The organism is Pedobacter xixiisoli (assembly GCF_900215335.1).
Classification (GTDB): domain Bacteria; phylum Bacteroidota; class Bacteroidia; order Sphingobacteriales; family Sphingobacteriaceae; genus Pedobacter; species Pedobacter xixiisoli.
Genome location: NZ_OCMT01000001.1, coordinates 646,830 through 661,119 on the forward strand (window position 1 = coordinate 646,830; position 14,290 = coordinate 661,119).

Here is a 14,290-nt window from a genome sequence, read left to right on the forward strand (position 1 = left end):
TCAAATTAAACGGAACATGGTTTTATTTAAAATAGTACCAATGAAAAAGACAAGAATATTAGTTGCAGTAATGGTTACGTTAGCGATTATTGCAAATAAAGCATATGCACAGATAGATCCACATTTTTCTCAATATTATGCTAATCCATTATGGTTAAACCCGGCTTTAACTGGTGTAACAGATGGAGCATATAGAGCAAATGTTAACGCTAAACAACAGTGGAGCAATTTAAATGATGGATATTTAACAGTAGGAGCGTCATTTGATGCTGCTCCTATCAAAAACTTCGCCTTTGGCGGGATGATAATTAATCAGCGTGCTGGTTCGGTTTCTTATAACCAGTTAAACGCTCTGGCTTCTGCTTCCTATCGTATCAGGTTTGGACAAGCTGGCGATAAAATCATCAATTTTGGTTTACAGGCTGGTATCATTAACAAAAGCATCGATATGTCTAAAATTACCTTGGGTAGCCAATATAATCCAGGAATGGGTTACGATGGAGGGATGATGTTCGACGAGAATATCTCGGGTCAAAGTTTTACTGCTCCAGATATTAATACCGGTGTAATGTTTTTTGATGCTGCCGATTATAAAAAGATAAATGTATTTGCAGGCGCTACTGTAGCCCATTTAAACAGACCAAAAGATAAATTTATAGGAGGTGATGCTAAAGTACCAATGAGGTTCACCGCTCATGGTGGCGCTAAAGTTAGAGTAAACAATGTTTTTGATATTACACCTAATGCACTTTTCCTTAAACAAGGAAATGCCCAAGAAGTTGCCGTAGGAGCATACGCACAGATGATGTTAAATGCAGAAACCGATTTACTTTTTGGTTCTAATTATCGTGTAGACGATGCCGCAATAGCTTTCTTGGGTTTCCATATCAAAAGTATGGTTTTCGGATTGAGCTATGATTTCAATACCTCTGGTTTAAACAGAGCCACTGGAAGTAAGGGAGGTTTAGAACTTTCGGTTTCTTTCAGTGCTAGAAAAGGCATTATTGGTCCTAACTTCTTTTGTCCTCGACTTTAAAACTAAAACTTATGAAATTTCTTAAAATATTAATTGTTGTACTGTGCTTTGCCAATGTAGCAAATGCACAAATGGGGTCAAGCAATAAACGCATAGCGGATGTGTATTTCCTCAATAAAGAATACTATGCAGCTGCAGAATATTATAAAAGAGTGCTGCAAATTTCTCCAGATAGTGCCGGTTTTGTAATTCCTTATGGCTTTGAGCAAAGAATGAAAGAAACCAGCCCTAGAAAAGACGATTACGAATACGCAGTTTACCAATTGGCATCATCTTTAAGATTATATAAAAACTTTAGAGATGCCGAAAAATGGTATGCTGTATCTAATAAATTCACCAATCCTAAATACGCACAAAGTGAATTCTGGTACGGCGAGTGTCTTAGAGCAAATCTTAAATACGATGAGGCTATCAAATCATTTGAAAGTTTCATCGATAAGTATAAAGTAAACGATGATTTTATTGCTAAAGCTAAACTAGAAATTGCTTCTTCAAAGTATGCTTTGTACGAGATGCGCTATCCTAGAATGTTTAAAATTGCAAGATTGAGTAATAATATCAATCAAGCTGGTTCTAATTATGCACCGGCTGTAAGTAACTCCGAATTGTATTTTACTTCATCTAGGCCAGTGGGTAGCGAAGGTAAAAATCAAATATTGGAAGGCAGCAAGGGGCAGCTGAGGGTATTTAAAAAAGAAACCCCTTATGTAAATACCATTTACTCTGTAGCTATTGAAAATCCAACAGCAGAAAAAGTAAACATCCAAAAAATCAACATGGATTTTAAAAAGATGGAATCTGCTGCGGCTACTGTGCATCCTAATGGAGAAATGATGTTTTTAACAGCTTGGGCAACAGATAAGGAGTATCAAAAACGTAACATCTACATCAGTAGAAAAGAAGGGAATGGTTGGGGAGCACCAGTTTCACTTGGTGGAGAAATCAACATAAATGGTTTCAATTCTATGCAGCCTTCGGTGACTAGAGATGGCAAATATTTGATTTTCTCTTCTGATAGACCTGGAGGTTTAGGAGGTTATGATTTGTGGTTTGCAACCTTGAGGTCGGATGGTAGCGTAGGCAGCCCGGTAAATATGGGTGAAAAAATCAATACCAAAGAAGATGAACAGGCTGCCTATTACTTGCCTGCAACTCAAAAATTGGTATTTAGCAGTAACGGTAGAGTAGGCTTGGGAGGTTTTGATTTTTACGAATCTGTAGGCGATTTTGCAGAATGGGCCGAACCTATAAATATGGGATATCCATTTAACTCTGCTAAAGACGATATCTATTTTGCCGCTTTAGATGATGCAGGTAAAGAAGCCTACATCAGTTCAGATAGAGAGTCGGTTTGTTGTTTAGAGGTCTTTCAAGTAGTACGCGAGTATATAAGTGTACAGGGAACAATTTTAGATTGCGCTACTAAAAAACCTCTGGCTGGTGCAACTATCACCGCAGTTGGAACCAACGTTCCAGAACAAGTGATGAAAACAGATGTCAATGGTAGGTATAATTTTCAAGTTGGAAGCAATAGAGACTTGCAAATTAATGTGATGAAAGACAAATATTTTGCTAAAAATATCAGCTACAATTATGCGCAATTATTTAAGGCAGATACTTTGCTAAGTTCAGAACTCTGTTTAGAACCAATGGTAATTAATAAACCAATTGTGTTAAAAAATATCTTGTACGAATTTAACAGTGCCGAACTAACGGATTCATCTAAAAAGACTTTGGATACACTTTTCCAGGTAATGATTGATAACCCGAATATTGAGATTGAGTTGAGTGCCCATACAGACAACATCGGGTCTGAGCCTTATAATTTGGATTTGTCTGATAAAAGAGCTAAATCTTGTGTAGCGTATTTAATGAGTAAAGGCATTACGCCAGATAGGTTAACCTCCAAAGGTTACGGATTTAGTAAGCCCGTAGCGCTAAATCAAACAGAAGGCGGCAAAAAAGATAACCCTGCAGGCAGGGCATTAAATAGAAGAACAGAATTTAAAGTCACAAAACAAAAGCAAATTGAATAATCCATAAAACAGTGAAGCCCCCGAATTTCGGGGGCTTTTGTTTGTCCATTTAGATGGAACAAAATTGAGAGCTAATTTACCAAATATCTTATGCTAGTAAACTTACCTGGGCGTCTTTTCTGCGGTAAAGTTCATTCATCATTTCTTTGTCATTCATATTGCTTGCCCAGTTGGGGCGTAATTCAAAATATCTTAGGTTAGATAAGAAAGGGAGATTTCCGGCCCAAGTTAAACCAATAGATTCTCCGATTTTTGCCACTTTATCGTAAAGCATTTTGTGGTCTAAATATTTGAGCTTACCCGAAGCAGAACTCTCGTAAATACCTACGCCAAAAGCTAAACCAAAATTATGGTAAGTAATGTTTGTCGGGTTTTCGGTAGCTTCATAAGCTGCGGTAATATCAAAATCAAGGTTGTCAATCAAATATTTGCGCACCACAGTAGATCTATTCAATATTTTAATGAATAGCCCTTGTTCAGCACATAAGCTAATTAAGGTTTTTATGGTTGGAAGGATTTCGCTTGATACATTATAGAATTCGCTGTCGTTAGAATTAATGTCATTGATAATCATTAGATTATCGTCTACGTGGTTGCTCATTGGGTAAGAAAAGTAATTGTTCATTCTATTTCTTTTTTTAATTGAAACTAAAAAGGAGAGCCGTTAATTTCGACACCACTAAGTGACAAAAAATGAAAAGAATGGAATAGAGCTTTTTTGCGTATAATGACGAACAGGTAAAACTACGCGGTGAACCAGGTAAAATTACCTAGTTTCTTGAAAAGAGGGTTTAGTTAGATAGGTGGTCTATCTCGATAAGTTTATGTTTTAAAGCATACAGGACCAAGCCAGCGGTATTTCTACTACCAGTTTTGGCAAGTAAATTATTCCTGTGCCCTTCAACAGTTCTATTGCTTAAAAACAGTTTTTCGGCAATTTCTATACTACTAAATTGTTTACAAATTAATTGCAGTACCTCTTTTTCCCTTGGAGTAAGTGAGTCTTCTTGATTTAAATTTACTGCTTGAGGTTTTTTGGTTAAACCCTTACGCATAATTTCCAGCATGGGTACCGTGAAATAAAAATCACTCTTAAAAACTTCTCTAATTGCTTTTTCTACTTCCTCCGGTTCTGCATTTTTTGCCAGATAACCATTTGCACCTGCCTGTATAGTTGCCAAAATATGATGCTCTGCCTCGTGTATGGTCAAAATAACAATGCCAATTTCTGGGTGATTCTCTTTAATGATTTTTAAAGCTTCAAGCCCGTTCATTTCCGGCATAGAGAGATCGAGAAGAATAATGTTAGGCTTTTCTTGTTCTGAATCTATAAAGTCTACTAACTGTTTTCCATTTTCAGCTTCAAATATGATTTTCATATTTTCAAAAGAATTTACAAGAGCAATCATTCCTTTTCTAAATAATTTTTGGTCGTCTGCTATTGCAACATTAATTCTCATGCTTCAAAGGTTTTGTAATTGTAGTAATTTGCTTTTGTTAGAATAAAATACTTACTCCTAATAGTTTTAATCTACTAGAAATATCTGATAAGCAGAATATTTTAAAATAACATAGCTTTTGTAGGTTTACAAATATCTTTTTTTTATTAGATTCGACAAAAATAAACTAGAAGTAAAACCTTAGGTTGTCAAAAAAACATTAAAAACCACTTAAAAAATTTAGAAGATGAAATCAAGAATTAACGTGCCAACCGTGCCCCTTGACGAAGCGATTGCTCGAGTAACCCGTTTCCGTGATCAATTAATCAAACAAGTTCCAGAAGCAAATATTCCTAGAGCTGTATTTATTCCTATAGCAGATATCATGGCTATTATTGAAAAATTTCAGGAATTAGATGAGCATGGAAATATCCGTAATTCGTTAACTGGAGTTAGAGCTTATTTTGCTGTTAAAGATGGCGATCAAGCGCTACCAGATGATGTTACTGCACTTATTGTTCCTGTAGATTTAGCTGGTTCTGATATTGTTGCACATACTACTGGGGTAGAAGGCGAAGAAGATGATGATAGCGACATCTACGATTTTACGCAGCCTTGTCCAGATAAATGCGATCCAGATAGTCCTTTGTATGTTTAAATAAATATTGAAAAATTAATTATTCATCAGTTTACCTATTGGTCAGTTTATTGAATAAAACTGCCAATAGGTATTCAAAATGTAGCCTCTCCTTAAATAAACTGCTCTTTATTAAATCTTAATTTTTGATCTGTATTTCTCAATAAGAGTTTTTTAAAGGAAATAATGCCTAAAAATATTTTCATGGGATTTATCGTCCCTCTTAGTATTCTATTACCTATTATAGTTTTCTTGTTTAAATATAAGTTAGCGGGTAAAGGTCTCAAATATTTATTTTATTTTTTGATTTTAGCAGCCCTTATTAATTTGGCTGCACTTTTTCTTGTGAGAATGGGAATGCGGAATTTACCACTTCTTCATTTGTATACAGTTGTAGAAACGGTATTTTTTCTTGCTTACTTTCATTCTATTTTTGAAAATGAAAATATAAAAAAAGTGATTAAAGTGATCATGTTTGCATTTCCTGCTTTGTGTGTTGTCAATTTCATTTTCATTCAAGATCTATTCACTTTCAATACCTATACTAGACCATTAGAGGCTTTAATTATTACGGTAATATGCCTGTTATACTTATACAAAAGTAGTGCTTCCGAAAATTGGTTAGGCTCACCAATCAATTGGGTGAATATGGGCATATTGCTTTATTTTCCGGCAGCAAGTATCATTTTCATACTAGCCAATTATTTTACTTTTGTAGGTGGTGATGGCGAAATGTCTCGCTCTATTTGGAATTTACATGCTATTTTGGTTTTGGCAATGTATCTTATTTGGACCAAAGCTTTTAGTTTAATAAAAAAATAATGTTTAAAAATTTATTGACCGCATTCTTAGTTCCGCTAAGTATTCTTCTGCCGATTGGCCTTTTTCTATCAAAATATCGCTATGCGGATAAAGCTGCTAGGACCTTGTTTTATTATTTGATAATGGCTGGATCCATTAATTTAACTGCCATCATTTTAAGTAATTATAGTGTGCGAAATCTATTTTTGTTACATATTTTCACCATTCTAGAAATAGTATTCTTTATGCTGTACTTTTCTTTTGTTTTTCAGGATAGGAAAATCAAGAAGGTTTTGAGGATAGCTATGATAGGTTTGCCTATTCTTTTCGTCCTTAATTTCGTATTTCTGCAAAGTATCAACGAGTTTAATACTTATACGAGGCCATTAGAATCTATTTCAATAACTGTAGTAAGTTTACTTTTTCTATATAAAAGCGGATTTGTTGAAGATTGGTTGAAACAGCCAACCAGTTGGATTAACATCGGGGTTTTAATTTATTTTCCAACGGCAACACTCATATTCATACTTTCTAATTACTTTGTATTTGTAAGTTCAAATAGAGCATTAAATAGCATCATTTGGGATATACACTCTATCTTAGTTTTAGGTATGTATTTAGCATTTGCAAAAGGTTTTACGCTCATAAAGAAAGACAATAATGGTTGATAACGTTTACCTACTGATTTTTTACGGAGTAGTATTGCTGCTTGTTTTAGTAGCATCTTTTTTGCTATTCTACATCAAAAATCAAAGTGTAGTTTGGAAACAGAAACGACAGTTTCAAGAAAGCCAAATTGCGCAACAAAAGGAATTACTTAATGCGGTAATTGATTCTCAAGAGGTAGAACGTAAACGAATTGGACAAGACCTTCACGACGAGATAGGAGGTACACTTTCTGCTATAAAATTGATGTTAAACTCACTTCGAAATCAACTGTCAACCGACCAGGAAGAAGTAATGAGCGAAGCCAAACAGCTCATAGATAAAATGATCGTAGACGTTCGACACATTTCCCATGATTTATCGCCTCCTGGCTTGGCTGTTTTTGGATTATTTACCACCATAGAGGCCTTTGTAACACTAATTAACAACACTGGAGAAATAAAAATTTCTATTGAACAAGAGGAAGATATTGAGGAAGTAGAACTGCCTGAAAAAACCGCTCTAGCTCTATTTAGAGTGCTTACTCAATTGGTAGATAATACTATTAAACATGCAAATGCTACAGAAATTGCCATTTCTTTCAAAAAAGATGATGACCTGCAAATTAATTACCAAGATAATGGTAAAGGGTTTGATTTAGCAGTGCTCGAAAAGCGAGGTGGTATAGGAATGCAGAACATTCAAAGTCGTTTGCAAATGGTTAATGCTGTTTACAAAATAGATACCGAGATAGGTAAAGGTTTTAGACTAGCCGTTTCTTGTCCGCTATCTTCTGAAAATTAAAATCTTTTTTAGCTCATAAAAAATAATCTACATCAATTTACTGGATTTTTATTTTGACTTAGTCTAAATAACATTATATTTGCGGCAATTTGCTACATGACTACTCGCTCTCTGGTCTGCTTGCAATGAGCAATTGCCTATAGATGAGTTTTTTTACAACCTATTTCGTTCAGTTATTATCACCTTTTAATAAAAGGTTGTTGCTTCTTTTTGCAGTTTTTATTGGGTTTTGTAATGATTCGAATGCTCAAAATTATCAGATAAAGGGTAGTGTAGAAAGTGTATTCGGAGCAGATAAGGCAGCATTTGTGAATATTATTGTTAAAGGAGATAGAACTTATAGTGTTAGTACAAACGAACGTGGTGAGTATATTTTTAGAGCTGTAGCTGCAGGTAAATACACCATTAGTTTTTCTTCTATCAATTTTAAACCAAAATCTGTAGATGTTAATATTCTGTCGGATACCACTGTAAATGTTAAACTAGAACCTTTGCAAAGGTTATTGGATGAGGTTTATGTCACTGCATCTCAAACAAAAGGTAAGGCTAGTACCTCGGTAATAGATAGAAAGGCAATGGAGTTGTTGCAACCATCAAGTTTCACGGATTTGTTGGAGTTATTGCCAGGTGGTAGAACTTATACTCCCAATCTTACTCAGATGAACCAAATTAGATTAAGAGAGCCTGCAAATGCTCCATCTGGCTATAACACAGGTTCTTTAGGTACTGCGTTTTATATTGACGGCGCACCTATGAATACCACTGCAAATATGCAGACCACCAGTGGTTTTACAACTACTGATCCTAATGCATCCAGAAATTCTGTTAATAGAGGTATAGACATGCGATCAATTCCTACAGATCAAATAGAAAAGGTGGAGATCGTTAGAGGTATTCCTTCGGTAGAATTTGGAGATTTAACCAGCGGATTGGTAAGCATTGAACGCAGAAAAGGTAATACGCCTTACACAGCTAGAATGAAAGCAGATGGATTTAGTAAATTGTATTCCATTGGTAAAGGAGTTAGTATCCTAGAAAAAAATCTTTTAATTAACAGTAACGTAGACTTTTTAGACTCGAAAGCAGATCCACGTGATAGTTACGAAAATTATAAAAGAATTACGGCATCAGTACGTACAGAAAAGTTTTGGGAGAACGAGCATAGAAAGCTAATCTGGAGCAGTGCGCTAGATTATGCTACCAATATTGATAATGAACGGATAGACCCTGATAACTCCTATGCATTAACAGATAGTTATAAATCAACTTATAAAAACTATTCCCTCAATAATGCTTTAAAATTCAAGTTCAGTGATAAAAAAATACTTAAATCTTTAGACTTTTCAGCTAAAGTTAGTTATCAAGATGAACTTATAGACATATCTAGATGGGTTCAAGCTAGATCTGCTACCGTTTTAGCAAATTCGTTAGAAGAGGGAGCTCATTATGTAAATTATGTAACACCTAGTTATACGGCAGAATTAGATGTAGAGGGAAAACCTTTTTATTTGTTTTTAAAAGGAGTTTCAACTTTAGGCTTTTCACATGGTACCGTTAAGCATCAAATTAGATTTGGTACAGAATATAACTTTAGTAAAAACTTTGGTAGGGGACAAATCTACGATATTAACTTTCCTTTGGCTCTAAATTCGGTCTCTTCTGTAAGACCAAGAGCGTATAATGATATTCCTGCATTACAAAACCTTTCTTTTTTTGCAGAAGATGGAGCTAAGATTTTGGCTGGCGAACATCATATCGATATTACTGCTGGTGTAAGGGCCATGGCAATGGTTGGAATGGACACTAAGTATGATATTGCCAACAAATTTTTATTAGATCCTCGTGTTAATGCTGTATGGTACTTGCCTAAAGCTACTTTAGGGGGTAAAAAATTGGAAATCAGTTTTGGAAGTGGCTTTGGAGTACATCATAAACTGCCAACTATGGATATGTTGTATCCAAACAAGACCTATATTGATAACATACAGTTAAACTACTATCATAATAATCCTGATTTTATTAGAGCTAATGCGAAAACCACTATTCTAAATACGGAAAATTACGCATTAAGGGCTGCTCAGAATGTGAAGTGGGAAATAAATGGCGATATTGATTATGATGGCAACCGCCTATCAATAACCTATTTTAGAGAAAGCATGGCTAGCGGATTTAGGCCAATGTCTAGATATGTGGCTACCACATACCGACTATACGATAATAGCTCTATTGATGCTGCAACCCTTACTTCTAGACCAAATGTTGAAGATTTTGCCTTCAAAGAGATGAAAGAATATTACGGCTATTCAATAAGCAGTAATGGTAGCGGTACATTTAAAGAGGGGATCGAATATCAGTTCACTACTAAAAGGTTCTCATCAATAAATACAAGGTTTACGATTAACGGCGCTTGGTTTAATAATCGTTACAAGAGTAGTGTGGTCAATTATGGTATTATAAGTCCTACAGTGAATACGGATAATAAGGTACGACAGTATATCGGCATCTATGATGAAGACGAAGGTACTAACTACCAACAATTCAATACCAATTTAACAGTAGATAGTTATTTGCCCAAGCTAGGCTTAATGTTCTCTGCTTCTGCACAGAGTTTATGGTTTACATCTAGACAAGAAAATTATAAAACCGGAGTGCCAATAGCCTATATGGATATCAACGGGAATACTTTACCGTATACAGAAGCAAGTGCGAAAGATCCTAATTTGCTATGGCTTCTGCAAAATTATAGTGCTCAAAGATTTAATCGAGACCGTATTCCCATCAGCTTACAGGTGAATATCAAGGCATCAAAGGACTTTAGGAATAATGCTCGAATATCAATGTTTGTGAGTAGATTTTTAACCTACACACCTTCGTATACTGATAGTAGTAATATTAGGTTCATTAGGCGAGGGGCATCACCTTATTTCGGAATGGAATTAAACTTTAATCTTTAAATATAAATATATCAAAAATGAAGAATGTAAAAATCCTCATGAGTACACTACTTGCATTTACAATACTTTTTAATGCATGTAAGAAAACTGAAAGTGCAAGGAGCAATCTTAATGCAACAATTGTTGTACCTACTAGTTTAGCTGGTTTTGCTTTAAAATCAGGAACACTTACTTTAAAAGAGGTAAATAGTGGAAGAACAAGTACTTCAAGTGCTATTAATAATGGAGCCTTAACAGTTTCTCTACCAGCTGGTTCATATAACATCGTTTTCGAAGGCGAAATTGAAAGTACTACAGGAGAAAAAGTGGTAAGTAAGGTGCGTGCAGTAAAAGATAATGTAATTGTTAATGGTGTTGAAGAAGTGAATACGGAACTTACTTTATTCTTATTCAAAACTCAAGAAGGATTTGTGATTAAAGAAGTTTTCTTTACAGGTACAGTTACTCCGCAGGGAAAAACTTACAATGGCGATAAATACTTCATTATTTACAATAATACCGACAAGGTTTTATATGCAGATAGTTTAATGATTGCTGAATCTGAGTTTCTTACAACTACTAAAAGAGCTTATACTCCAGATGTGATGTCTACTGATTTTACTTCTAAATCAATTGTAATGATTCCAGGTACAGGCAAAACTTACCCAGTACAACCAGGTGCATCAATTACTGTCGCTAATAACGCAATTAATCACCTTGTTTTTAACGATTTATCTGTAGATCTAAGAAATTCAAATTTCGAATTGACTTTATTAAGCTCTATTAACGTAGATAATCCGCAAGTACCTGATTTAGATAATATTTCTGGATACATGACAATGCACAATAGAGGTTTCAAAAGCTATGTAATAGCTAAAATGAAAGGTACAAAAGACGAGTTTTTATCTAAACAGGTTTACAACTTTGATTATGTAAATTCTGCTGGGAAAATCACCACTACTACAGCTTACAAAATTCCAAATTCTTGGGTTTTAGATGCAGTTAACCTAAGTGTAGAAAAAGAATTTAATTGGATTGTTACTAGTCCTGTGTTAGATATGGGTTGGACTTATTGTGGAAAAGTAGATAGTGATGCTACACGTTACGGAAAAAGTGTAATTCGTAAAGTTGCTAAAACTGAAGCAAACGGTAGAATTGTTTTACAGGATACCAATAATTCTACTGACGATTTTACACCAGAAGCTAAACCATCATTGTTCAAATAAGTTAATGAACATTAAAAAGCTAATATTTCTAATTGTTTTCTTGAGCGTAGCTAATACCTACGCTCAAGATACTACCTATGTAAATAAGGTTGCTGAGCAAGTATCGCCATTGGTTACCCTAAGGGATGAAATGTACTCCAGCCCGGCCTTGCGACCATTTTACAGGAATTACAACTATGCCTTGTTAGCTGCTAACTTAGAAAAGTTAGATAAGGATTTGTATTTAAAACAAGAAGGAAGTGGTTACAACTCGTTTAGAATCAATTCCGAATCCTTTATTAAGAATATTACAGGAATCTCTCTTTGGGGTAAAGCTTATTACAACAATGAAAAGATTAGACAGGTTAATTTTAATGAAACTTTAGATTACCATTACGTTTATCCATATGTAATGGCTGATACGATAGGAGGTGATTTAAATACTGAAACTTATTATTTTGGCGGTGGGCTATCAAAAAAAATTGGTGGATTGAGATATGCATTTCAAGGAAGCTTTAAAGGAATACAGTCTTTTAGAAATAGAGATCCTCGACCAAAAAACATTTCATCGGATGTTAATCTTTCTCTATCCGTAGCTAAAGAGTTGTCAAAAAATAAAGCATTATCATTTGATTTAAATTTACAAAAATATAATCAAGACAATGGCTTAACCTTCGTTAGGGAGTTGGGTTTTCCTTTAGTTTACCATGATGCAGGTTTGGGCGTTTATAATGAAATACTTGCAGGAACTAGGCTACAAGCATATTATAAAGGTTCTAGGTTGGGAGCACAACTTAATTTTACCCCCACAAATCTGAATGGTTTTTCGGCACAATTAGGCTATCATCAATTTCAACTTTCTAAAGAGCTTTCAAGCATAATAGATAACATATCTGAAGTGAATGAGGATAATATACATCTTGCGCTTGCTTATCATGTTCAATCGCAGAAGCAAAGTTTTATTGTGAGGTTAAAAGGGGCCTTTGTTAAAAGAGATGGTATTGAAGCCACTTTCGCAAATATAGGTAGTACAAGTTTGTATAAGGTTGCTGAAGAAACCAGATATATCAACGAAAAAATAAATGTGCAGTTAAATGCTATTTATGGTAATACGACCAATAAATTGAACTGGTTTGTTGGCTTGGATGGTACTTTTGCTAATTATAACGAAAACTATATCTTACCCGATAGATTTATTGATTATCAAAGCTTAAACTTAGGTGCCTTTATTTCTGCTTTAAGACCAATTGGTAAAAGTATTTTGAATTTAGAGTTTAAAGCTAATTACTTACAAATACTGAATAGTGATTACTCTTGGGATAATGTCAAAACGAATAGTGGTATCTACACTATGCTTAGTGATAATTACGAGTATTTATCGTCTGGTACATTTATAATTTCTGCCGCAGCTAGGGCCGATTTACCGATGACAAGTAAAATAAATCTTTTTTTAAAGGCAAAAGCAACTCAAGGAACTTATAGTAGTCGTGGTAATATTTCGGAGCTAGCATTTACCGTAGGCTGCAACTTTTAATGCCTAAAATCACGAAATTTAAACAAAACATATGCTTATTTTTGTAGGGATGAGAAAGATGAAATTTTTTGTAGCAGCGTGTTTGTTAATCATCACGTGTTTGCTACATTTTTCGTTTAGAGAAATTGGCTATACTTCTAGTGGAATAAAGTTGGACAGCCTGCGTAATTTATACGAAAAACCAGTAGCGCAGTGGCCAAAACCTAATGTAGACAACGGTGTGAAATGGGAGGAGCTTAAAGCACTTCCAGAAATTGATAGCAAGAAATATTTTGCTACGATGGAAAGTCCCGAAGTTGTTTTAGGTAAAAACCTGTTCTTCGATCCCATACTTTCTGGTTCTAACCAAATTTCTTGTAGCAGCTGTCATAATCCACAAACTTCGTGGGCAGATAAATTAGAAGTTTCTATCGGTCACGATCATGCAGCAGGTAACAGAAATACGCCTTCGTTATTGAATGTAAAAGAGCGTAAGACGTTCTTTTGGGATGGTAGAGCTACTACTTTGGAAGACCAAGTAAAAAGTCCTATTGAAGCCCACAACGAAATGGCAATGAACTTGAAAGAGTTGCCAGCTAAACTGAATAAAATTAAGGCTTATAAAAAATTAGTAAAAGAAGCTTACGGAACAGATAAAATCACTTTCGACCATGTTGCTAAAGCACTAGCAGGTTTTCAGCGAACTTTAACCAGTAGAAGAAGCCGTTTTGATAGATTTTTGAACGGAGAATATAAGCAGTTAAGTGATAAAGAAGTAGAAGGTTTGCACTTGTTTCGTACTAAGGCAAGATGTATCAATTGTCATAACGGACAATACTTTACGGATGAGCAATTCCATAATATAGGTTTAACTTATTACAAGCGTAAATACCAAGATTTAGGTAGGTATAACATCACCAAAGACCCAAATGATGTAGGTAAATTCCGTACACCATCCTTAAGAGATGTAATGAATACCAACCCTTGGATGCACAACGGTTTGTTTGATAATATTACAGGCTTATTGAATCTTTATAACAGTGGTATGCAGATGAATACGGCAAAGCCAGAACAAAAAGCTGCTGATCCTTTACATCCTGTTACCGACCCACTGATGAAGAAGTTGAATTTAACAAAGGATGAAATACAAGCTGTAGTAGCATTCTTAGAGTCGATTACGGCCACACAATACAAAATGAATAGGCCAGAGCAATTGCCTAGAGATAAGTAAACAAAAAATG

Annotated in this window: 12 protein-coding genes; 10 read left to right on the top strand and 2 right to left on the bottom strand. The window is 34.8% G+C overall.

The genetic code is table 11. The features are described 5' to 3' along the window. The first annotated feature begins 40 nt into the window (after positions 1 to 40). Positions 41 to 1,036 carry a PorP/SprF family type IX secretion system membrane protein gene (locus tag CRO54_RS02585; protein WP_097128355.1) on the top strand — a complete coding sequence of 332 codons (996 nt, stop codon included), beginning with the start codon at positions 41 to 43 and terminating at the stop codon, positions 1,034 to 1,036. Positions 1,037 to 1,047: 11 nt separating this feature from the next. Then, positions 1,048 to 3,072 (top strand): OmpA family protein, encoded by a 2,025-nt coding sequence (locus CRO54_RS02590; RefSeq protein ID WP_097128356.1) that lies wholly within the window; start codon positions 1,048 to 1,050, stop codon positions 3,070 to 3,072. An 88-nt stretch (positions 3,073 to 3,160) separates the two neighbouring features. Here the strand turns inward: CRO54_RS02590 and CRO54_RS02595 are convergent, their stop codons facing one another. Together CRO54_RS02595 and CRO54_RS02600 are read right to left on the bottom strand one after the other, a co-directional pair. Beyond that, a complete protein-coding gene (locus CRO54_RS02595) occupies positions 3,161 to 3,697 on the bottom strand; it encodes a M15 family metallopeptidase domain-containing protein (RefSeq protein WP_097128359.1) in 537 nt (178 codons plus the stop codon). Positions 3,698 to 3,863: 166 nt separating this feature from the next. Then, on the bottom strand, positions 3,864 to 4,532 hold the full coding sequence (locus CRO54_RS02600; RefSeq protein ID WP_097128361.1) for a response regulator transcription factor: 669 nt from the start codon (positions 4,530 to 4,532) through the stop codon (positions 3,864 to 3,866). Between the two features lie 226 nt (positions 4,533 to 4,758). Between CRO54_RS02600 and CRO54_RS02605 the strand changes: the two genes are divergently transcribed. The 8 genes from CRO54_RS02605 (at position 4,759) to CRO54_RS02640 (ending at position 14,280) form a co-directional block, all read left to right on the top strand. Next, positions 4,759 to 5,169, top strand: a complete 411-nt coding sequence (locus CRO54_RS02605) for a hypothetical protein (RefSeq protein ID WP_097128363.1) — start codon at positions 4,759 to 4,761, stop codon at positions 5,167 to 5,169. 165 nt (positions 5,170 to 5,334) lie between these two features. Beyond that, positions 5,335 to 5,970, top strand: a complete 636-nt coding sequence (locus tag CRO54_RS02610) for a hypothetical protein (protein ID WP_138765729.1) — start codon at positions 5,335 to 5,337, stop codon at positions 5,968 to 5,970. 122 nt (positions 5,971 to 6,092) lie between these two features. Beyond that, positions 6,093 to 6,617 carry a hypothetical protein gene (locus CRO54_RS02615; protein ID WP_138765730.1) on the top strand — a complete coding sequence of 175 codons (525 nt, stop codon included), beginning with the start codon at positions 6,093 to 6,095 and terminating at the stop codon, positions 6,615 to 6,617. Continuing rightward, positions 6,610 to 7,398, top strand: coding sequence for a sensor histidine kinase (locus CRO54_RS02620; RefSeq protein ID WP_097128370.1), 789 nt, complete (start codon positions 6,610 to 6,612; stop codon positions 7,396 to 7,398). The genes CRO54_RS02615 and CRO54_RS02620 overlap by 8 nt, the downstream gene beginning before the upstream one ends. A gap of 143 nt (positions 7,399 to 7,541) precedes the next feature. Further along, positions 7,542 to 10,352, top strand: a complete 2,811-nt coding sequence (locus CRO54_RS02625; RefSeq protein WP_097128372.1) for a TonB-dependent receptor — start codon at positions 7,542 to 7,544, stop codon at positions 10,350 to 10,352. A 17-nt stretch (positions 10,353 to 10,369) separates the two neighbouring features. Then, a complete protein-coding gene (locus CRO54_RS02630) occupies positions 10,370 to 11,557 on the top strand; it encodes a DUF4876 domain-containing protein (protein ID WP_097128374.1) in 1,188 nt (395 codons plus the stop codon). Positions 11,558 to 11,561: 4 nt separating this feature from the next. Beyond that, positions 11,562 to 13,070, top strand: a complete 1,509-nt coding sequence (locus tag CRO54_RS02635) for a DUF6850 family outer membrane beta-barrel protein (protein ID WP_097128376.1) — start codon at positions 11,562 to 11,564, stop codon at positions 13,068 to 13,070. A gap of 31 nt (positions 13,071 to 13,101) precedes the next feature. Further along, the gene (locus CRO54_RS02640) at positions 13,102 to 14,280 is read left to right on the top strand and encodes a cytochrome-c peroxidase (RefSeq protein WP_240774995.1); all 1,179 of its coding nucleotides are present in this window, start codon (positions 13,102 to 13,104) and stop codon (positions 14,278 to 14,280) included. Positions 14,281 to 14,290: the final 10 nt, after the last annotated feature.